General features: G+C 64.6%; 19 protein-coding genes. 15 read left to right on the top strand and 4 right to left on the bottom strand.

Annotation, left to right across the window (positions count from 1 at the left end):
- Positions 1–369 precede the first annotated feature (369 nt).
- Positions 370–801: a hypothetical protein gene (locus tag ASF84_RS13080; RefSeq protein WP_056838944.1), complete on the top strand. Its 432-nt coding sequence runs from the start codon at positions 370–372 to the stop codon at positions 799–801.
- Here ASF84_RS13080 and yegS read toward each other — a convergent pair.
- The gene (yegS, locus tag ASF84_RS13075) at positions 785–1,726 is read right to left on the bottom strand and encodes a lipid kinase YegS (protein WP_056838942.1); all 942 of its coding nucleotides are present in this window, start codon (positions 1,724–1,726) and stop codon (positions 785–787) included. The genes ASF84_RS13080 and yegS overlap by 17 nt on opposite strands.
- A gap of 535 nt (positions 1,727–2,261) precedes the next feature.
- Between yegS and ASF84_RS13070 the strand changes: the two genes are divergently transcribed.
- From ASF84_RS13070 to ASF84_RS13015, 12 genes are all read left to right on the top strand, one after another.
- Positions 2,262–3,698 carry an undecaprenyl-phosphate glucose phosphotransferase gene (locus ASF84_RS13070; protein WP_056838940.1) on the top strand — a complete coding sequence of 479 codons (1,437 nt, stop codon included), beginning with the start codon at positions 2,262–2,264 and terminating at the stop codon, positions 3,696–3,698.
- 3 nt (positions 3,699–3,701) lie between these two features.
- On the top strand, positions 3,702–5,159 hold the full coding sequence (locus tag ASF84_RS13065; protein WP_056838939.1) for a mannose-1-phosphate guanylyltransferase/mannose-6-phosphate isomerase: 1,458 nt from the start codon (positions 3,702–3,704) through the stop codon (positions 5,157–5,159).
- Positions 5,160–5,270: 111 nt separating this feature from the next.
- Positions 5,271–6,050, top strand: a complete 780-nt coding sequence (locus ASF84_RS13060) for a polysaccharide biosynthesis/export family protein (RefSeq protein ID WP_056838937.1) — start codon at positions 5,271–5,273, stop codon at positions 6,048–6,050.
- An 18-nt stretch (positions 6,051–6,068) separates the two neighbouring features.
- The gene (locus tag ASF84_RS13055) at positions 6,069–8,060 is read left to right on the top strand and encodes an exopolysaccharide transport family protein (RefSeq protein ID WP_056838934.1); all 1,992 of its coding nucleotides are present in this window, start codon (positions 6,069–6,071) and stop codon (positions 8,058–8,060) included.
- Complete coding sequence (locus tag ASF84_RS13050) at positions 8,060–9,238, top strand: glycosyltransferase (RefSeq protein ID WP_056838932.1); 1,179 nt, start codon at positions 8,060–8,062, stop codon at positions 9,236–9,238. Before ASF84_RS13055 ends, ASF84_RS13050 begins: the two co-directional genes overlap by 1 nt.
- Before the next feature lie 6 nt (positions 9,239–9,244).
- Positions 9,245–10,558 (top strand): hypothetical protein, encoded by a 1,314-nt coding sequence (locus tag ASF84_RS13045; protein WP_056839093.1) that lies wholly within the window; start codon positions 9,245–9,247, stop codon positions 10,556–10,558.
- A 3-nt stretch (positions 10,559–10,561) separates the two neighbouring features.
- Positions 10,562–11,779, top strand: a complete 1,218-nt coding sequence (locus tag ASF84_RS13040) for a glycosyltransferase family 4 protein (RefSeq protein ID WP_056838930.1) — start codon at positions 10,562–10,564, stop codon at positions 11,777–11,779.
- Entirely contained in the window at positions 11,770–12,870 is a 1,101-nt protein-coding gene (locus ASF84_RS13035) for a glycosyltransferase family 4 protein (RefSeq protein WP_056838928.1), read from the top strand. The genes ASF84_RS13040 and ASF84_RS13035 overlap by 10 nt, the downstream gene beginning before the upstream one ends.
- A complete protein-coding gene (locus ASF84_RS13030) occupies positions 12,870–14,285 on the top strand; it encodes an O-antigen ligase family protein (RefSeq protein ID WP_056838926.1) in 1,416 nt (471 codons plus the stop codon). Before ASF84_RS13035 ends, ASF84_RS13030 begins: the two co-directional genes overlap by 1 nt.
- Positions 14,282–15,103: an acyltransferase gene (locus ASF84_RS13025; RefSeq protein WP_056838925.1), complete on the top strand. Its 822-nt coding sequence runs from the start codon at positions 14,282–14,284 to the stop codon at positions 15,101–15,103. The genes ASF84_RS13030 and ASF84_RS13025 overlap by 4 nt, the downstream gene beginning before the upstream one ends.
- 10 nt (positions 15,104–15,113) lie before the next feature.
- A complete protein-coding gene (locus tag ASF84_RS13020) occupies positions 15,114–16,547 on the top strand; it encodes a lipid II flippase MurJ (RefSeq protein ID WP_056838923.1) in 1,434 nt (477 codons plus the stop codon).
- Positions 16,547–16,906 (top strand): hypothetical protein, encoded by a 360-nt coding sequence (locus ASF84_RS13015; RefSeq protein ID WP_236709418.1) that lies wholly within the window; start codon positions 16,547–16,549, stop codon positions 16,904–16,906. The genes ASF84_RS13020 and ASF84_RS13015 overlap by 1 nt, the downstream gene beginning before the upstream one ends.
- A gap of 49 nt (positions 16,907–16,955) precedes the next feature.
- Here the strand turns inward: ASF84_RS13015 and ASF84_RS13010 are convergent, their stop codons facing one another.
- On the bottom strand, positions 16,956–17,861 hold the full coding sequence (locus ASF84_RS13010) for a LysR family transcriptional regulator (protein ID WP_056838921.1): 906 nt from the start codon (positions 17,859–17,861) through the stop codon (positions 16,956–16,958).
- 106 nt (positions 17,862–17,967) lie between these two features.
- Between ASF84_RS13010 and ASF84_RS13005 the strand changes: the two genes are divergently transcribed.
- Both ASF84_RS13005 and ASF84_RS29475 read left to right on the top strand, forming a co-directional pair.
- Entirely contained in the window at positions 17,968–18,852 is an 885-nt protein-coding gene (locus ASF84_RS13005; protein ID WP_056838919.1) for a CAP domain-containing protein, read from the top strand.
- 67 nt (positions 18,853–18,919) lie between these two features.
- A complete protein-coding gene (locus tag ASF84_RS29475; protein WP_164708306.1) occupies positions 18,920–19,084 on the top strand; it encodes a hypothetical protein in 165 nt (54 codons plus the stop codon).
- A gap of 1 nt (position 19,085) precedes the next feature.
- Here the strand turns inward: ASF84_RS29475 and ASF84_RS13000 are convergent, their stop codons facing one another.
- Positions 19,086–20,021, bottom strand: a complete 936-nt coding sequence (locus ASF84_RS13000) for a LysR family transcriptional regulator (RefSeq protein ID WP_056838918.1) — start codon at positions 20,019–20,021, stop codon at positions 19,086–19,088.
- A 58-nt stretch (positions 20,022–20,079) separates the two neighbouring features.
- Entirely contained in the window at positions 20,080–21,285 is a 1,206-nt protein-coding gene (locus ASF84_RS12995) for a cyanate transporter (protein WP_056838916.1), read from the bottom strand.
- Between the last annotated feature and the right edge of the window lie 61 nt (positions 21,286–21,346).

The following is a 21,346-nucleotide window of genomic DNA, read 5'->3' as shown; positions in this document are numbered from 1 at the left end:
AGGCCTGCAAGCCCTCCCGCAAAGCCAATTGGAATGCCCGAGCGTAAGGGTAAGCCTGAGTCCGGCTCGGGGCGCGCCCGATACTCGTCATATTCGATAGCCATTATTGTGACGACCTTCTCAACGCATGAATGGAGTCAGGCCGTTGACCGTGCTTCAGGATTTGCGACCCTTACACCTGCCCGGGCGCTATTGCGCGTCCGGGTGCGCGCCTGCTGCAGCCTCTGTCGTGCGTTCAAGGCGGTTGAATATCACAGCCAGACAACATTCAGAAACGCCCTACAGACTTTCCAACAAAACCAAAATTAACTGTCAGGCATTCATAACGCACGCCCTGTGTGCGCTATCCATTGAGCATGGAGATCAAGGATGCTGAACAGCAATCAATGGTTGCATCGACACGATCAATTCGTGACCCAGTCCCAGGCCTTGCTGCACCGGTTGCACGAATGCGTGACTCATCTGGAAATGATCGCCGATGACGAAGACGCCATCGCCTGCCTGCAAGCGACCCTGCTCAGCCTCACCGAGCAGGCTGCCGGCGCCTCGCTGGACGCTATGGCAGCCTTCACCCTGCAACTGCAGCAACGCCTGGCGCGGTTGATTGATAGTCATGGCTTGAGCCTTGAGGCCATCGCCACGCTCAGGCACTGCCTGGGCCTGCTGGCCTGGCAACTGGAGCTGATCGACCCGCACACCGGCGAGTTGCCGCTGGACGATGATGATCAGCATCGGTTGCTCGCCAGACTCGGCGATCAGGCAGCAACCGCTACGCCCCCAGGCGTCAGTCAGCGCGACTGAGCCAGGGCGTTTCGCTGGCACCCAAGAGCGCGGACCCCGTTGGCAAATGCACCCGCAAGGCTGCCGGCCGCGCACTGAAACGCATCGATTTGATCGACAACGGCTCGCCATCAAGGTTGATGTCCAGGCCTTGTGCCGACTTGATCTCGACCCACGGCAGGCGGGCGCGGACAAACATGTTCTCGATACCCAGCCCGCCGGACAGCAGGCTCTTGAGCGTACCGACCAGTTCTTGCGGGGCCGGCAGAATACTGATGTCCAGCAGGCCATCATCGGCCAGCGCCGTGGGGCACAGTTCATGGCCACCGCCGGCCTGGCGTCCGTTCCCGATACCCAGTGCCAGCAGGTCGCCGCTCCATTGGAAGTCCGGGCCGCTCAACTCGCCATAGGCCGCATGCAGTTCACTGAAACGGCTCAACCCGGTGAACAGATAGGCGGCACCGCCCAGGACCTTTTTCAGGTCTTCAGAGGTATTGGCCGTCACCTGGCTGCCGAAGCCGCCGGTGGCCATGTTGAGAAACAGCTTGCCGTCCACCTCGCCCAGGTCCACCGGGCGTGCCGGGGCGTCCAGCAAGTCCATGGCGGCATCGACTTCCAGCGGCACGCCGGCGGCACGGGCAAAGTCATTGGCCGTGCCCAGGGGCAGGATCACCAGGCTCAACGGATCATCATCGTCCACTGGCACGTCGCTCAAGGCCAGCGCCTCGGCGATGTCGCGCAAGGTGCCGTCGCCACCGCCGGCAATCACCCGTCGATGACCGGCGGCCAGGGCCTCGGCGACCAGCCGTTGCGCGTCGCCACCTTCCCAGGTCAGGCGCACATCCAGCTGCCAGCCCTCCTCGCGCTTGCGGCTGACGGCACTGCGTACATCCTCATTGAGCGACTGCTTGCCATGAAGAATCAGAATCGCTCTGCGTTGAGCCATGACGGTCCCCTGTAATCGATGATGGTTGCCACGTCCGCGCCGGACGCCAGGCGTTGCCCTGGGCAGGTTCGTCGCGGGCGGCGGGCGATACCTGCATATGACCCTGGCCAAAACAAAAGCGCTCGCGAGCGCCAGTAATTTTTTCGTACCCCGGCCAGCGCCTGCATCGGCCCGGTTTTATTGGGGAAAGAAACTGCAGGCGGGCGGTTTGCACGTTCGCTGTCCGGCAAATCCGCGTGTCGAACCCGACGTTTTTTGTTGCATGGGCTTTACTGTCAAAAAGCCTGACCGAGAGCGGCTTCTGTCCGCCATCACAGATACGTCCTACATGAAAACAAGGCATTAGCTACAGCAATCGTCAGAACTGTTAACAAGTGACTGAAAATCAAGGAGCAATCAAGCCTGCAAACGCCAAAACAATGACTATATTTTCCAAGCTCTTACAAATAGACATTTTTTTGACCCTCTCCTGTCAAGCCATGGATTTCAAGGACCGACGCTTGAGCAAAGGACCGACACGCAGTGAGGAAACCCTATGCGGTTGCAGCCCGTCGACAGCCTGTCGCTGACCCGAACCAGCCTGGTGGAATATTTCCTGTTCGGCATTCGCCTGGCTCATGGCCTGGCCTGCGTGGTGCCAGGGCTGGTGATCCTGGCACTGGCACCTGCGATCCAGGTCGATCAGGCCAAGGGCCAACTGGGCATGCTGCTGGTCTTCGGCCTGATCTGCGTGATGATGTTCCAGGCGCTGGGCGTGTACTCCGAGGCCTTGTTCAGCAACTCGCTGCGCATGCGCATGATCCTGTTCGCCTGGACGGCGGCCTTCGGCCTGTTGTTGATCATGCATCACTTCATGCAAGTGCTGCAGTCGGTGAGCCAGGACACGCTGCTGGTCTGGTACCTGTCGACCCTGGCCCTGCTGTGCCTGCTGCGCCTGCTGTTACTGGTGCTGTTCCGCCACCTGATGAAGAAAGGCCTGTTCCTGCAGAACGCAGTGATTCTGGGCGCCACCGAGAACGGCCTGCGCCTGGCCGAATACCTGCTCCAGCATCAGGACATTCGTTCGGGGGTCAGCGGTTTCATCGACGATCGCATCGGGCGCATGCCCAAGACCGTTGCCAACCTGCCGCTGCTGGGCAATACCGGTGACCTGGAGCGCCTGATCCGCGAAGACAAGGTCACCCAGGTGCTGGTGGCCCTGCCCTGGACGGCCGAAAACCGCATGGACTACATCATTCGCGAGTTGCGCCGGTTACCGGTCAATGTGCTGCTGGTGCCGGACATGATTGCCTTTCGCCACACCCATAACCGCATCACCGAAGTGGCCAGCCTGCCGATGTTCAATGCCTCGGATGTGCCGCTCAACGGCTGGTCGCCGTTCATCAAGCGCGCCGAGGACATCGTGCTGTCGTCACTGGCCGTCGCCCTGCTGTCGCCGGTCATGCTACTGATCGCCATAGCCATCAAGCTCGACTCCAAGGGGCCGGTGCTGTTCCGGCAGAAACGCTATGGCTATAACAATCGCCTCATCGAGGTCTTCAAGTTTCGCTCCATGCATCAGCACCAGGCCGATGCCACGGCGGAAAACCAAACCACCCGCCACGATGCCAGGGTCACGCGGGTCGGTCGCTTCATCCGTAAAACCAGCCTGGATGAGCTACCACAGCTGTTCAATGTGGTGGCCGGCACCATGTCCATGGTGGGCCCGCGCCCCCATGCCACAGCCACCAAAGCGGCCGGCATTCTCTTCGAGCAAGCGGTCAAGGAGTACACCTCGCGGCATCGCGTCAAACCGGGCATTACAGGACTTGCGCAGATCAACGGCTACAGGGGTGAGACAGATACCGTGGAAAAAATCGAGAAGCGCGTCGAATTCGATCTTGAGTACATCGAAAACTGGTCCGTCTGGTTCGATCTCTACATCCTTCTGCGCACGGTTCCGGCCGTGCTGCTCAACCGAGAGGTTTATTGATTGATGAGTACCCTCATCCCTTGCATCATCGCCGGCGGTTCCGGCACCCGGCTGTGGCCGGTCTCGCGCCAGGCCATGCCCAAGCCGTTCATGCGCCTGCCCGATGGCGAAAGCCTGCTGCAAAAAACTTTCAACCGCGCCACCGGCATTCCCCAGGTCGAACACCTGCTGACCGTCACCAACCGTGAAGTGTATTTCCGCACGGTCGACGACTACCGGCCGCTGAATAAAAAGCGCGCCAGACTCGACTTCATCCTGGAGCCGGTGGGGCGCAACACGGCACCGGCCATCGCGGCCGCCGCGCTGCACGTGGCCACGTTGTACGGCGAGGATGCGCAGCTGCTGATCCTGCCGGCCGACCACCTGATCTCGGACATCGAGGCATTCCAGGCCGCCGTGGCCCAGGCCCGGCACCTGGCCGAACAGGGCTGGCTGGTGACCTTCGGGATTGTGCCCGACAAAGCGGAAACCGGCTTTGGCTACATCGAAAAGGGCCAGAAGCTCAATGGCGACGGCTACCAGGTGGCGCGCTTTGTCGAAAAACCCGACGCCGACACGGCCAAGGCCTGGGTCGACGGCGGGCTGCACCTGTGGAATGCCGGCATGTTCTGCCTGCGCGCCGACACCCTGCTGGCCGAAATGCGCCTGCATGCCCCCGAGGTGCTCGACGCAGTCAGCGCCTGCCTGGCCCACAGCACCACCAAGCAAGGCAGCCATGAATTACAGGTCGAGCTGGACAATGACCTGTTCGCGCAGGTGCCGGACATTTCCATCGACTACGCCCTGCTGGAGCACTCGGCCAGAGTGGCGGTGGTCCCTTGCCAACTGGGCTGGAGCGATATCGGATCGTGGCAGGCCCTGCGCGAACTGACCCCGGCCGACGCCCAGGGCAACCAGTGCAACGGCCAGACCGTGCTGCACGAGGTCACCAACTGTTTCATCGACTCGCCCAAGCGCCTGGTCGGCGCGGTCGGCCTGGACAACCTGATTATCATCGACACCCCCGACGCCCTGCTGATCGCCGACGGCAACCGCAGTCAGGACGTCAAGCTCATCGCCCAGGAACTCAAGCGCCAGGACCATGAAGCCTATCGCCTGCACCGCACCGTCACCCGGCCGTGGGGCACCTACACCGTGCTTGAGGAGGGCAAGCGCTTCAAGATCAAGCGCATCGTGGTGCACCCGCAGGCTTCGCTGTCGTTGCAGATGCATCACCACCGCAGCGAGCACTGGATCGTGGTCAGCGGCATGGCCACGGTCACCAACGGCGAGCGCGAATTCATGCTCGACACCAACGAGTCGACCTTTATCAAGCCCGGCCACACTCACCGCCTGGTCAACCCCGGGGTCATCGACCTGGTGATGATCGAGGTGCAGAGCGGCGAGTACCTGGGCGAAGACGACATCGTGCGCTTTACCGACATCTACGGGCGCGTGCCGGCCCAGACCGCCAAGGCCTGAACCGCTGCGTGACCGGCCGCGTGTGCGTTCTGGCACGCGGCACTTGCAACCCGGCGCTGTGGGCCGGCATGTTTTCCCCGTCAGGGAGCTGTATTCATGGATCGGATGTATATGCGCCCTTTCAAATCCGTGCTGCTGGCCGCCTGCCTGCTGGCGCTCGGTGCCTGCAACACCCCGGCCAGGGTCGGCGTACCGGACGACAGCGCCTTGATCGAGGCCGGCCGCACCGCCGGGCTTGCGCTGGCCGGCAAGCCGTTGCCGGCGCAGAAGATTCGAGCCGGCGACACGTTGCGTATCGTGCGCAACACCGGCGAGCCGCCGACCATTTCGGCCTTCACGGCCAACACCCTCTATGAACTGACGCTGTTTCAGGTGCTCACCGACGGCACCTTTTCCTATCCCTGGGTCGGCACCGTACAAGCCGCCGGCCTGACCGTCCCGCAACTGACCGCGCACCTGCAGAACCAGCTCAAGGGCATCTATCGCGAGACCGCGATGACCATCAACATCAACCAGGCGCCGGGCAACACGGTGTTCATCGGTGGCGCGGTGCGCAACTCGACCAACCTGCCGGTGACCGTCGCCACCACCCTGGACCAGGCCATCATCGGGGCCGGCGGCGTGGCCCCTGACGGCGACGCGCAACTAGTGGCCTTGCTGCGCCAGGAAGACAACGGCCTCTACAAGACCTATTTTTTCGACTACAGCAAGATGCTCTGGTCCAGCCCCCAGGCGCCCCGGGGCCCGGTGCTGCTGCAACGCGGCGATGTGGTGTTCGTGCCCAAATCCACGGTCGGCAACAAGGCCGATGGCGTCAACCTGTACTTCAACCAGTTGATCCCGTTCTCCAAGTCCCTGGGCTTTGGCGTGAATTACGAGTTGCAGAACTAACTGTCAGGGAAAAGACACATGATCAACATCCGTTCATTTCGTGATCTGCTGCGCCTGTTTTTCATTTTCAGGCGTGAAGTGCAGACCACGGTGCTGGTGACGTTTGTCATCGTGGTGCTGGGTGCCTTCCTGCTGCCCAACCGCTACGAGTCCACCGCCCTGCTGCTGGTCAAGCCTGGCCGCGACAGCAGCACGGTGCCGATCGAGCTGTCCAACCGCCAGTCGATCGTGTTGCCCAGTGCCTTGCGCGACCCGTTGCTGGACGAAGAACGGATGCTCACCGGCCGACCGATCACCCGTACGGTGGCCGAAAAATACCTGGCCGAAATGTCCAAGGCCCGGGAAGAAGCGGGCTTCATGGGTTCGGTCAAGAACCTGCTCAAGGATTCGGTCTACGCAGTGTTCGACACCGTGCACCGGTTGTTCGAACTGATCGGCCTGGCCGAACGGCGCTCGGCAGCCGAGCGCCTGGCCGAGAACCTGGAAAAGGGCTTCAAGGTGCGCCACGAGCCAGGCTCGTCGGTCATGGAACTGACCTTCACCTGGGACGATCCGGCCGTGGCCCAGGACGTGCTGCGCAACTGGATCGAGGAGTACCAGCTGCAACGCACCAAGACCCTGGGCCGGGTCAGCCTGTATACGTTCTTCGACACCGAGGTCAAGGAAACCGGCGCCAATATCATCGTCTACAAGAAACAGATCCAGACCTACCTCAACCAGTTGGGCGCCGTCAGCATTTCCCAGCGCCTGGCCGATACCTCCCAGGGCCTGAACGACCTGCGCACCGAACGCAACAACACCATCCGCGCCATCGCCTCGACCAAGGCCGGCCTGGAAACCCTGAAAAAACAACTGGCCAGTCAGCCCAAGACCGTCTCCGCCGGTCGCGAGCTGACCTTGAATCCTAACCGCCAAGACCTGCAGAACCGCATCAACGCCAAGGAGGTCGAGCGCCAGGAACTGCGCCGGACCTTCTTCGACACCGCCCCACCGATCCGGGCGATCAGCGAGGAAATCGATAACATCAAGAAGTTGCTCAAGGAGCAGGAAACGACCGTACAGCGCTCGGAAAGCATCACCCCCAACCCGATCTACAACCGCATGCAGAACGTCTACGCCGACCAGCAGACCAGCTATGCGCGGCTGCTGACCCAGTTGACCGAGCAAGACACGCAACTGGCCCAACTGGAAAAGGACCGGCTACAGGCCCTGAGCCTGGAACCTGAACTGTCGCGCCTGCAAAGCGAACTGGACGCCGCCGAAAAAAGCTACGCCCTGTATTCCGACAGCCTGGAAAAGGCCCGTATCGACCGTGAGCTGGACAACAGCCAGATCAGCAACATCGCCCTGATCGAAGAAGCCACCCTCAACCCCAGCCGGGTCTTCCCCAAAAGCATGCTGATGCTGTTGCTGGCCTTGCCGTTGAGTCTGCTGGTGGGCCTGCTGGCGCTGTACTTCTTCTACCTGCTGGACCAGCGCATCCACGACGGCGACAAGATCGAAAGCCGCTTCGGGGTGCCGGTGTGGACCAGCCTGCCAGACCTGGAACGCGCCCAGGAACGCAGTGCGGCGTTCACCTCGCACCTGCACCGGGTGTACGGCATCCTGCCGCTCCAGCAGGTAGCGGAAAGAGGCCTGGCCATCGGCTTTACTTCCGAGCACCCCGGCGAAGGGGTGAAGTTCGTGATTGCGCGCCTGAAGAACGTGCTGGTCGAACACGGCCACCGTGTACGCACAGAAGGCGCGGGCCCGGCCAGCCCCGGCGAGATCGTCCTGATCGACGCCTCGGGCCTGTACGGCAACGACCAGCCGTTCGTACTGCTGCGCGAGGCCGACCTGATCGTGCTGGTGGTGCGTGCGCAACAGACCACCGTGCCGATGCTCGAAGACGCCCTGACCACGTTGAACACCGCCTTCAAGCGGGTCGACGGCATCATTCTCAACCGTCGCCGCTTCGAAGTGCCGGAAAAAGTGCTCAGGTTCATCAAGCGTCTGGGGAGCCGTGCCTGATGCGTATTGCCCTGCTCGCCCCGCTGCCGCCCGAACAGAACGGCATTGCCGATTATGCCGGCCATCTGCGCCAGGCCTTGCAGGCGCTGGATGTCGAGGTACTGACACCCTTGCAGGGCGTGGGCAACGACCCCCGACAGGCCCGGCAGCGGGTGCTCGACACCGACTGGCAAGGCATCGACCTGGTGCACGCTGAACTGGGCGGCGGCCGGCTGGCCGAGTTTCGCGCCTTGCAGACCCTGCGCCAGCGCTGGCCAGGGTTGCCGCTGACCGCCACCGTGCATGACCCGGAGCGGCTGGTCTGGCGCCTGGAAAGCCTGCCCTGGCCGCTGTCGCTGGCCAACCGCCTGCCAGCCCCTGCCACACAGGTGGCCACCGTCCTGGCCGACCCGTTGTGCCTGCGTCAGGAACGGCAACTGGCCAGGGGCATGACCCGCCTGGTGACGCTGACGCGCACCGGCAGCCAGAGCCTGCGCCAGCGCATGGGCTTGCATGAGCAACAAATGGTGGTTATCCCCCACGGCAACCTGGACATCGCACCCGTGCCCCTGCCGCCCTTGCAACCGCTGCGCCTGCTGTACTTCGGCTTTATCTACCGTGGCAAAGGTATCGAGGACCTGCTCGACGCGCTGGCGGGGCTGTTCGTCAGTCAGCCGGCCCTGCGCCAGAGCGTGCGCCTGACCCTGGCCGGCGGCAGCGAGCCGGAAATGGCCTTCGCCGGCGCCGGCAGTTACCTCGACCAGTTGCGCCTGCGCATCCGCCAACTGGGCTTGAGCGATTTGATCGACTGGCAACTGGACCTGCCGGCCGAGCACATTGCCAGCGTGATCCAGGCCCACCATGTGATGGTCCTGCCGTACCGCGAGTCGAGCAAGCTCAGGCTGCTGGGCCAGTTGCGCGGCACCAGCGGGGCCTTGTCGTGGGCCGTGGCCTGCGGGCGTGGGGTGATCACCTCCGATGCCCGCTCGTTTGCCGAGGAGGTCTCGCATGGCAACGGCGCGCTGTACGCGCAAGGTAACGTCGCGGCCCTGGGCCAGGCGCTGGCGCACTTGTGCAGCCAACCGCATCAGGCCCAGGACTGGGCCGGGCACGCCGCGCAACTGGGCCGGCACAGGGTCTGGCCACACACGGCCGAGCGCTTTCGCGAAATGTTCCAGCATGCCTGTCAGGCGAGGTGAATGACCATGCACGTCCCTTCCACACCCTGGCTGGCGGCCGCGCTGCTGGCCACCGGCCTTGCCTACACCGGCGAAGGCCTGGCCGAGACGGTGCTCAAGGCCCCGCGCCCGGTCGAGTGGCGCGACTTTCTGGGGGTCAACGTGCAGTTCCCCTATTTCGCCCCTGAGGTTTACCAGCAGCAGATGGACCGCCTCGATGCCCTCGGGCTGGGCTGGGTGCGCCTGACCCTGCACTGGCCATTGATCGAACCGGTACGCGATCAGTTTCAATTGCAGACCGTGGACGCGGCCATGGCCGCGATCCAGAGCCGGGGCTACAAGACCCTGGCGTACCTGGTCGGCTCGGCACCGTTCGCCAGCAGCGCACCGCTGGATGCCGAAAGCCGCGACCAGTACCCGCCCGTCGACTTCGCCCTGTTCGCCTCGCGCATGGCGCGCCTGGCCCAGCGCTACCCGCAGGTCGACACCTGGCAGGTGTGGAACGAGCCCAATATCATCTGGCGCCCCAAGGAAGACCCGGTCGCCTATGGCCGCCTGCTCAGCGTCACCGCCGAGGCCATCCGCAGCGTGGCACCGGGCAAGTCGGTCGCCACCGCCGGCATGGCCTATTACAGCCAGATGCACAGCACCCCGGGCTACCTGCTGCAGACCCTGGTCGACGGCGGCCTGGGCCAGCAGAACATTGTCGCCGCCTACCACCCGTACTCGGAGTTCCCCGAAGGCGACTCGCCGCCCGACCGCGACTTCCTGGTGCGCGGCAATGCCATGAACCAGTTGCTGCACGGCAACGGTGTGCAAAACGTCTGGGCCACCGAATGGGGCTGGTCCAGTTATGCCGGGCCGGTGGAAATGCAGGCGATCATCGGCTTGCGCGGCCAGGCCGACTACACCCTGCGCCGCCTGGCCTTGATGAGCGCCATGGATTACCAGCGCATCTTTTTGTTCAACCTGAGCGATCTGGACGAACGTGCCAGCGCCCGCGACCAGGGCTATGGACTGGTTGACCTGCAGGCCCGGCCGAAACCTGTGTACCTGGCCTTGCAGAACTTCCTGGCCATCACCGGCCCGCGCCTGCTGCCTGCCGACCCGCCAGCGGTCAGCAGTGTCCCGCGCGACCTGTACGCCGTGCCCTGGAGCCGCCCGGACGGCACGCGCCTGCTGATGGTGTGGAGCGCCAGCAGTGCCAGCCTGACCTTCCCGAACATTCGGGAAGCCGTGGTCCATGATCCGCTGGACGGCACACGAAACTCGCTGGCCAGCCGTGCAGGCGTGACCCTGGCGCTGCGCCCGACCCTGCAGATCCTGGAATGGAAGCCCTGAGCCATGCGCATTCTCTGGACCCTGCCGTACCTGCCCTGGCCGACCACCAGCGGCGGCAAGACCCGCGAATACCACCTGCTGCGCAACCTGGCCGCGCGCGGGCACCGCATCACCTTGCTGGTGCAGTCCAAGACCGGCCTTGACCCGCAATGCCGGCAGGCCATGGAGCCCTGGCTGGAGCGCCTGATCGTGCTGCCCCGGCGCCCGTTGCGCAGCCTGCGCACACTGTTGGCGGTGGCCTTCGCGCCCGCACCGATGCTGGCCAGCATCAACGGCTATGCGCCCGAACTGGAGCGCACCTTCGAGGCACTGCTGCAAGAACACTGGGACGTGATCCAGATCCAGCACACCTACGCCTTTCAGCCGTTCGAGCGCGCCCTGCAACGCAGTGGCAAGCCGTTCATCCTCACCGAACACAACGTCGAATCGGCCCTGGGCGCGGCCAGCTACGACAAGCTGCCACGCTGGGCGGCGCCGTTCGCGGTGTATGACCGCTGGCGCTACCGGCGCTGGGAAGCGCGGGTGTTCCGCCAGGCCCACGAGTTGATCTCGGTCACCGAGGACGACGCCAAGGCCTTGTCGCGCCTGAGTGGCAAGCCGGTGTCGATCGTGGTCAACAGCGTCGATTGCGGCTATTACGCCAGCGTGCACCCCAACCGCGAAAGCCGTCACCTGTTGTTTATCGGCAACTACGAATACGCGCCCAATGTGGATGCGGTGCACTGGGCGCTGCAGGCCATCATGCCCAGGGTCTGGGCCCTGCAGCCCGACGTACACCTGACCCTCGCCGGTTTCGCCCTGCCGGCCCATTGGCGCGAGCAATGGCCCGACCCGCGCATCGAATGGCTGGGCTATGTGCCAGACCTGCGTGCCTTGCAGGGCCGCTCGGCGCTGTTCTTTGCGCCACTGCGTCAGGGCGGCGGCTCCAAGCTCAAGATTCTCGAAGCCATGGCCGCCGGCCTGCCGGTCATGACCACCCGCCAGGGCGTCTCGGGGTTGGCGGTACAGAACACCGAGCACTATCTGGGCGCCGAGCAGGCCGAGGCGTTGGCGCAACTGATCAGCGACTCCATCGACAACCCCCTGCGCCTGGCGCAGATCGGCGAAGCCGGTCGTGCCTATGTGCGTGCACGCCATGACTGGTCGGTGGCGGCCGCCCAGCTCGAAGGCCTCTATACCCGACTCACGCCCCCTCAGCCTGGAGCGCGCTCATGCAGATAGGTCTTGATTACCGTGCCGCTGCCGGTTACCCGTTCAGCGGGATCGGTCGGCAGAACCTGGCCCTGGAAGCGGCCTTTCGTGCCCATCCCCAGGTCAGCCTGCAACTGTTCGGCGTGGCGCCCCATGACCACCCGATCCGCAAGCGGATCTTCGCGCCGCGCTGGGCCACCCCGCTCGATGCGGTGCACCGCCTGCCCGAGCGCCTCAGATTCGAAGGGCTGTTTCTGCCCGGTGCGCTGCGCGATGCCGGCATCGAGCTGTATGTGGCCAATATCAACATGGGCCTGCCGCTGGGCCGCAAGCCCGACGGCCTGAAGTACGTATTGCAACTGCATGATCTGTTCCAGCTGACGGAGAACAACAGCCACGGATCAAGGCTCAAGGCGCAGGTGTACCGCCACACCGACCGGCTGTCGATCGCTCATTCGCTGCGTGTGGCCGATCAGGTCTGGGTGCCGTCGCAATTCACCGCCGACGAGGCCCGGCGGTTGTTTCCCTGGGCACAGGACAAGCTGCGGGTCCTGCCGCATGTGGTCGCAGGCTTTGCCGGGGAACCTGCCGACATCGGCGCCCTGGGCCTGCCCGAGCGCTACTGGCTGTGCGTCGGCACCCGCGAGCCGCGCAAGAACATCGCCTGGCTGGTCGAGGCCTGGCAGACCGCCCGTCTGCGCACCGCGCAGGTGCCGGACCTGGTGCTGGTGGGCGGCGATGAGCCGCTGAGCCCCGCGCAACGCAGCCTGCCGGGCCTGCATGGGCTGCGCGGGCTGCAGGACGCCGAACTGCATGCTGTGTATGCACAGGCCGAGCGGCTCTGGCACCCGTCGCGGGCCGAAGGCTTCGGTCTGCCGGTGATCGAGGCGCTGGGCACCGGTACGCCCGTGGCGGTGGCCAGCGGCTCGTCGCTGGATGAAATCACCCCGCCCGACAGCCCGCGTTTTGTCCCCGGCGACAGTGCCGCCCTGGTGCGCCTGATGGGTGTGCTGGCCAGCGCCGGCCCTGAAGATCCACAGCCGCTCAAGGACTGGGCCGCGCAGTATGGCGTGGACGCTTTCAGGCAGCGAATCCATGCCGCCCTGGAGACCTTGCGCTGATGCCCATTGCCCTGCCCCTTGGCGTAATCGTGGCGGTGATCTTCGGCCTGCTGATCTGGCTGGCACCGCTGCCCATGGTGCTGCTGGTACTGGCCGGGATGGCGTCGGTCGTCACCGTGGTGCGCCGCCCGCAACTGGGGCTGCTGCTGTTCTGCGTGCTGGGCACCTTCATACCCTATTCGACCATCCAGATCGGGGTGCGCACCACGGTGTCCGAAGCGCTGATCATGCTGACCTGGGGCAGTTACCTGCTGCAATCGATGTTCTTCGACAAGCCCAGGCTGCCCGCCATGCTGCGCACCGAGCGCCTGCTGCTGGTACTGATGCTCTACAGCGCCTTCCCGTTCGTGATCGGCGAAGTGACCGTGGTTGCCGAAGGCAACGGGCCGATCAACTGGGTGCGCTGGCTGTTCAACCTGTCGGTGTTGTTCCTGGTGCCGCGCCTGTTGCTCGACCGCCAGACCCTGGAACGCCTGGTCATGGCCGTCATGCTCGGCACCCTGGCCATGTTGTTGCTGTCGATCCCGGTATTTCTGGTCAATCGCTCGGCGGTGTCGATGATTCCAGTGCTGAGCGTGCTCGGCTACAGCGGCGTCGATGTCCTCAGCAGCAGCCTGACGGCGCTGGCCAACCGCATGGGCTCGCCGTGGATGCACCCCAACGTGGCCGGTGGGGCACTGGCGATGATCGTGCCACTGGCGTTCTGTTTCGGCATGACCCGCAGTGGCGGACCGCGCAGCGTGGCGCTGGCCGTGGCGGTGCTGGGGGTGACCGGCCTGCTGTTGACCGGCTCGCGCGGCGCACTGCTGAGCCTGGTGGCGATCATGCTGTGGATGGCCCGGCGGCGCATTCCGCACCTGGGCCGTATCCTGCTGGCCGGGGTGTTTGCCGGCATTGCCTTGCTGCTGTTCTACCCGCCGCTGCAAGACCGGATCATGAGCCTGTTTTCCGACGACGACGCCAGCACCGCCATTCGCTTTCTGGAGTACACGCACTTTCCCGATGCCGTGGCCACCTTCCCGTTCGGCATCGGCTTCAAGGTCGATCCGCCAGTGGTCAACTACACCGAGTTCGGCATTTCCAACCTGTGGCTGAACTTCGTCTATAAGCTCGGCCTGCCTGGCATGCTGCTGTTTATCGCGGTCAGCGTCAGTTGGTGGCGCCAGGTACGTCCGCTTAAAGGGGCGATTGTGCTGACCGCCGACAACGCCATTGCCCTGGGCACCCTCAGCGGCGTGCTGGCGGCGCTGTTCAGCGGCCTGTTCGACCACTACTTCAGCTTCACCAGCGTGCTGGTCGCCCTGTTCTGGCTGTTTGTCGGCATCAGCCTGCATGAGTCCAGGCGCCTGCGCGCCAGGGTGGTGGCCGATTTCAAATCCCACGTTGCGCAACCCGATCCGGGAGAACGTCCATGAAACATCGCCTGATGCACTCGCACAACCTGCGCGAGGCGCTGCCCCAGTACGCCGAGAAAATGGGCGTCAGCCTTGAGGAGCTGCAAGCGACCTGGCAGTGGATGCTCGACAACGAGGTGGCCTTCGAAACGCGCATCAAGGACACCACCCTGTCATTCATCTGCTACCTGAACATCGAGCCGCGCATCGAGCCGCCTCTGGCACGGCGCTTTTATCGGTTGCTGGCCAGCGAGATGCACGGTGCGCTGATTCCGCTGTACGGCATCAACTGGCCGACCCTGCGCGACCGTATGCTGCGGGTGTGGGAGCAGCTGTACAACCTGCTGATCTGCAAGATTCCCAGCCATACCCTGCGTCTGGCCTGGCTGCGTCTGGGCGGTGCGAAGATCGGCAAGGGCTCCACCGTATGGCGCAACACCGAGGTGCTGGGCGTCGACAGCCTGCGCATCGGGGCCGACAGCACGGTCGGCTGGCATTGCCAGCTCGATGCACGCGGCGGGCTGATCATCGGCGACCACGTGACCATCGCCTCGCATGTGCTGATCATCGCCGGCGGCCATGACCTCAAGGCGCCGGAATTCTGGGCAGTCGGGGGACCGGTGTTCATCGGCGACTACGCCTGGATCTGCAGCCGCGCCCTGCTGTCGTTCGGCGCCGACATCGGCGAGGGCGCGGTGGTCGGGGGCGCCAGCGTGGTGTCCAAGCCCATCCCGCCGTACGCCATCGTCAGTGGTCCGAATGCCGAGATCAAGGGCGAACGGGCGCGCAACCTCAAGTACAAGGTGGGCGGCAAAGGCCTGTTCACCTTGTTCCACTGACCCGCGCACCGTGCTCGGCTCGACCCTGTGGCTGACCCTGGCCACCCTTACCGGCCTGGCCGCCGGCTTTGCCCGTGAATGGCTGCTGGTCGCGGCCTGGGGTGCCGGGGCACAAAGCGATGCTTTCCTGGTGTCGATGTTCCTCCCTGAGGCCTTGCGCATGGCCCTGGCCGGAGGGTTGCTCAGCGCTGCAGCGCTGCCGCTTTATCAGCAGCGCGATGAGCACCAGCAACGGCGCTGGCTGGCCGGCCTGACCCTGCCGCTGGTGCTGGGCGCGGTGTTGCTGGGGCTGTTGTTGAGCATGGGTTCGGGGTTGTGGGTGCGACTGATCGGTCCGGGCCTGCAGGCCGGGGCCTATGCGCAAGCGGCCAACAGCCTGCAATGGCTGGCCTGGTGCGCACCGGGCTTTGTCCTGCATGCCTTGCTGTGCGTGCCGTTGCAGGCCAGGGCGCGCTTTGTCCTGGCCGGGCTCGGCTCGCTGCTGTTCAACCTGCCGCCGGTGCTGTACCTGGCGGTCCAGGGCCATGTCGCCAGCCCGATGGGCCTGGCCGGTGCCTGCCTGCTCGGCAGCCTGCTGATGCCCGCCGTCTTGCTGCCCAGCCTGTGCCGCCTTGGCTGGCGACCCTGGCAACGCGACGCCGAAACCTTCGCGGTACGTGAACTGCTGCAGCGGATCGGCCCTTTGCTGGGCAGCAACCTGGCCAGCCAGGGCCTGGCGCTGCTGGAGCGCATGGTTGCCTCGTTGCTCGGCGAAGGCGCGGTGACCTGGATCAACCTGGCGCGCAAGCTGATCAACCTGCCGTTGATTGCGCTGATGAGCCTTAACCAGGTGCTGCTTGGCCTGATGAGCGCCAGCGCCGGCCAGCAACGCCTGGACCTGTTGCGACGCGGCCTGGCCAGTGCCACGCTGCTGACCTTGCCGGCGGTGGCCGGGCTGATCGGCGCGGCCGGCGCGCTGGTGGTGCTGTTGTTGCCGCAACAGACCCACGGCGGCCCCTTGCCGGCCCTGCTGGCCTGGTTTGCCACGCCGTTGCTGTTCAATGCCTGGAACGCCTTGCTGGCGCGTTATGCCTATGCCGACGGCGACACCCGCCTGCCGCTGAACTGCGAACTGCTGGGTAGCCTGTGCAATGCCGTGCTGCTGGCGCTGCTGCCCTGGGCGTTGGGCATCGATGGTATTGCCCTGGCGGCGCTGGGTGGTGCGCTGCTCACCGGTGCGCTGTTGCTGCGTCGCCAGGGATTGACGCAGGTTACGCCCTGGCGCCGTCATGGGCTGCTGGCCATGCTCGTCATGCTGCTGGCAGCGCTGCTGTTGCACCCGCTGCAATCGATCGTGCTGCAACTGACCCTCGCCACGCTGTATGGTGCGGCCTTGCTGGCCGGGCTGGGGCTGTGGCTCAAGCCATGGCGGATGCAGGCCACGGCTGAACAGGCCGATGTTTGATGAACACCCATTACCGGCATGACTGTGAGCCGGACTGCTCAGCCAAACCGGATTTTTGTGAGAACACCATGCTCGAAAGCAACAAACACATTGCCCTGACCGGCGAAGAAGCGCTTGAAGTGCTGGCAGAGATAGAGTTCATCCTGATTTCGCTGCATCAAATGGGCAGTTACTACCGCGACAAACCTGTCGCGCAGTACCGCAAAGCCACCACCGATTTCATTGATGATGAAAACGTCACTCATCGGCTGGCCAAGGCCAGAAAGATCATCAGCAGAAAGTTTGACGCGACGCTCGGGGAGGATGAAATGGACGATATCGAACGCCATCTGCAAAGCCTGCGATTCTGGAAGCCCTGAAGCCGTACGCGTGGACCGGCCAGCCATCGCGCGCAGGTGAATGGCCCGGCTAGCCAGGCAGCACCGCGCAGATCGTCTTGAGCGTCTGGCGCAGCCAGCGGTGCGCCGGGTCCTTGTCGAAGCGCGGGTGCCAGGCCTGGATCACCGTCACTTCTTCCAGATCAAGCGGCATCTCGAAGGCGCGCATGCGCAGCCCCAGCCCCTGCATGCCCCAGATCACCGGCTCCGGCAGCGGCAACAGCAGGTCTGAACCGGCCACGCCGAAGATGGCCGAGTGAAAATGCGGAGTGATCAGCGCCACCCGACGCTGCAACCCCAACGCCGCCAGCGCCGGATCAATCGGCCCCTGGGCACGGCCACGGCGCGAGACGCTGACATGGTCGAAGGCGGCAAAGCGCTCAGGCGTGATGGGCGCCTCGAAAATCGGATGCCCTTCCCTTGCCAGGCAGCAGAAGCGCGTGGTGAACAGGCTCTGCATCTTGATTTCCGGACCGAAATTGCGCCGCGAGGCGATGTACAGGTCGATGTGCCCCTCGCGCAGGGCATCGTCGTCGCCCATGCCCTCGGGCACGAAACGCAAGGTGCAGCCCGGTGCACCGGCGCGCATGGCGTCCATCAGGCGGGCGCCGAAGGTGCCGAAGAACACATCGTTGGAGCGCACGTTGAAACACCGCTGCAGGGTGCTCATGTCCACCTCGTCACGGGCCTGGAACACCTGGCCGGCCTGCTCCAGCAACTCGCGCACCTGGGCCTGCAAGGCCAGTGCCCGGGGCGTGGGCACCAGGCCGCGGCCGGCGCGCACCAGCACCGGGTCGCCCAGCGCTTCACGGATACGGGTCAGGGTCCGACTCATGGCCGCCGGGCTCAGGTGCATGCGCCGCGCCGCGCCCACCACACTGCCCTCATCGAGCAAAGCGTCGAGGGCGATCAAAAGATTAAGGTCCGGGAGTTGCATGACGTGATCCGTTGTCAGAGGCTCACGATGATAACGCGAAGCCAGGCAGGTCGCCGCAGCCGGTGAAATCGCGCATCATGTGCCCACTGTTGTAAGGGAGTTCTCCATGCGCTTGATATCCACCCTTGTGCCGCTTGCGGCGTTGTCATTGAGTCTGACGTTCAGCGCCATGGCCACCGCCGATGAAGTCATGGCCCGTGAAGAAGGCCGCCTGCAGGAATCGATCAACAGTTACCGCAGCCAGGTGCAACCCTGTGCCGGGCAGGCCTCGGCCGAACTGCCGCCGCTGGCACGCGATCCGCGCCTGATCATGCCGGTCAGCAACACCATCGATCTGCGCCAGGCCATGACCCAGGCGTCCTATCCGATGGTCACGGTTCAGGCCATCACCCTGTCGGGCCCGCGTGATGCCGAGGCCGCCATGCAGGCGATCCGCGAAAGCTTCTGCCAGGTGGTGCTCGACCCGCAATTCGTCGACATCGGTATCAGCCGCGAAGGCCGCGACTGGCGCATCGTGCTGGCTCGCCCGCTGCTGACCTCGCGCCTGGGCCCCTCGCAGAGCGAAGGCCAGGCCATTCTGAGTTTTCTCAATACTGCCCGCAGCCAGCCACGCCAATGTGGCGAGCAAGCGTTCAACGCGGCCGCCCCGCTGAGCTGGAACGCCAACCTGGCCGCCGCTGCCGAAGGTCACAGCCGCTCAATGGCCAACAACAACTTTTTCGACCACAAGGGCCGTAACGGCGACACCCCGGGTGATCGCGCCGAACTGGCCGGCTACCTGGGCCAGCAGATCGGCGAAAACATCGCCGCCGGGCAAGACAACGCGCGCAAGGTGGTCGACGGCTGGCTGGCCAGTCCCGGTCATTGCGCAGCCTTGATGAACCCTGGCTACAGCGAGGTGGGCGCCGCCTATGCCGCCGACCCGAAAAGCAATGCCGGTATCTACTGGACTGCGCTGTTCGGTGCCCCGGCACAAGAGACAGGCGAGTGAGCGATTCAGGGAATCTTGTGCATCGGCTGCGGCCCAATCTCAAGTGATTCCCTGATGGAGAACGACCATGACTGCCGCGAACGATAAAGAACACGCGCAACGCGAAGACCTCGACCACAAGCCGGAAAACGCCGGCAACGTGGGTGAGCAGAACAAGCAGGCCAATGAAAAAGGCGAGCAGCCAAGACCACGGGAGCAGTCCGATGGCACTGCAGAGGAAGGTCCTCAGTAGCTTATAACAGCCCTCTTGCCGCACAGACCTTGACCACCTGCTCGCGCAGCCAGCCGTTGGCTTCCAGGCGTTCGGCCTGTTCGCTCCAGATCATGTCCAGGGTAAAGCCTGGCAACTGCGACGGCAGTTCGCACACGCCCAGCCAGGGCTCGTTGCCCAGCAGGGCTTCGATGCGTCGGGGCAGCGCCAGCACGCAATCGCTGCCTTCGAGCAGTTGCAAGGCCGCACGGTAGCTGTTGCTGCGCACGGCAATCTCGCGGGTCAGGCCCTGCTGGCGCAGCCAGCCATCGACCATGTTGTTGTCCGAGGTCCACGGCGTGGGGTAGACGTGCCGCCTGGCGGCGTAGGCCTCCAGTTCCAGCCGGGCATCGACCGGCAGGCTCTGGCGGTCCATCACCCCCACCAGATCGTCCTCGAGCAGCACCTGGCTGCACAACCCGGCCGGCAGTCGATGAAAACCCGGGCCAAAGCACAAGGCCAGGTCGTAGCGGCCATCCTGCAGGGCATCGGCCGGCAGGTCCCGGTCGAGCTTGTGCACATTGACGGTCACGGCAAACCCCGCCTCGTCGAAACCGCGCATCAGGTGCGGCAACACCAGCAGTTCGAAATACTCCGGCGCACAGAGGTTGAAGGTGATGGCTTGCTGGCGCGGGTCGAAGGTCATCAGCCCGTCATGGCACAGATTGACCTGATGCAGGATCTGCTGCACATGACTGAGCATGGCCACCGCCTTGCGGGTCGGGTGCATGCCGTTGCGGGTGCTGATGAACAGGTCATCGTCAAACTGGGCCCGCATTTTTTTCAGGCAGTAGCTGACGGTCGACTGGCTGACATGCAGCGCCTCGGACACCAGGGTCAGGTTGCGCTGCTCATAGACCGACACGAAGACCATCAGGTCCTGCATGTCCAGTTTGCGAAGGGCGTTGCTGTTGAGCATGGTGAGGTCTCGCCGGCGCTGATCGGATCCGCCGATAGCACAATAGCATCAAACCCTTTCAGGCGGCAGGCACCGGCGCCTTCTCTGCCTTGACTTGCAGGTGGCGGGCATAGGTCCGCGGGTCGAAACGCACCACCATCGCCAGCATGACCGCGACCACGACCAGCAATGACCACCAGGCGGTACTGAAGCTGCCCAGTTGGTCGCGCAGTATCCCGGCCAGCAAGGGCGACAGGCTGGCGATCAGGTAACCGATGCCCTGCACGAACGCGGTCAAGGCCCCGGCGCCTTGCGGGTCCTCCACATGGTCCATGGACACGATCAGGCTCATGGGAAACAACCCGCCAATGCCCAGCCCCAACAGGCTGGCCCACACCAGGCTGGCCTGTTGCGGCGCCAGGATCAGGCCGGCAAAGCCGCACAGCATCAAGCCCAGCAACGCCGCCACGACCCGGCGCTTGTCGCGGCTGCGGTTGGCCAGGGCCGGCACCACCAGCCCCGATACCACTTCCATCAGGGTCAGGTAGCCCAGCAGCAGGCCGGCGTGTTGCTCGCTCCAGCCCTGCTCCACGTAATAAGGCGCCAGCCAGGCCAGTACACAGGTGTAGGCCGCCGTGCCCAGGCCGAAGAACACGCCCAGCGTCCAGGCCCGCGGCACACGGGCAAACGAAACCCCACGCGTGGAGACCGGCGCGCTGCCGTCGTGCAGGCGGCGGCGCTGCCAGGTCCACAGCATCAGGCCCACACCTGCCAAAACCGCCCAGATGGCCAGCGCCACCCGCCAACTGCCGGTCAGGCTCAGCACCGAGGGCGCCAGTGACGCCGACAGCGCCGCGCCGCCCATGATCGCTGTCACGTACAGCCCCATGCACAGCGACACATGGTCCTTGAAGCGGGTCTTGATCAGGGTTGGCATCAAGGCCTGGACCATGGCAATGCCAACACCTGCCAGCACGGCGCTGACAATCAGGTACAGGCTGGAGTCGGCAAACAGACGTGCCACGGTGGCCAGGCCGATCACCCACAGCGACAGGCTGATGCTGCGGTACAGCCCCAAATGGCCGGCCAGGCGCAGGCCGAAGAACATCGCCAGCCCCATGGCCATGACCGGCAGCATGGTCAGCAGCGACGCCAGGCCGAACCCCAGCGGTATCTCCAGGCGAATCGCCGACAGCAAAGGCCCCACCGCAGCCATCGACGGGCGCAGGTTCAGGGCGACACCGATCAGGCAGGCCAGCAGCCCGAAGCGCTGCAGGCGGGTCATGGGCAATGGGGTGCTTGGGGCGTCTTGCACGGGGCTCTCCTGTCCGGGTCAGGCCCTCATT

Source organism: Pseudomonas sp. Leaf127 (assembly GCF_001423155.1).
Classification (GTDB): Bacteria; Pseudomonadota; Gammaproteobacteria; order Pseudomonadales; family Pseudomonadaceae; genus Aquipseudomonas; species Aquipseudomonas ovata.
Note: the sequence above shows the minus strand (reverse complement) of the source record. Positions and strands in the feature narration are given on the sequence as shown.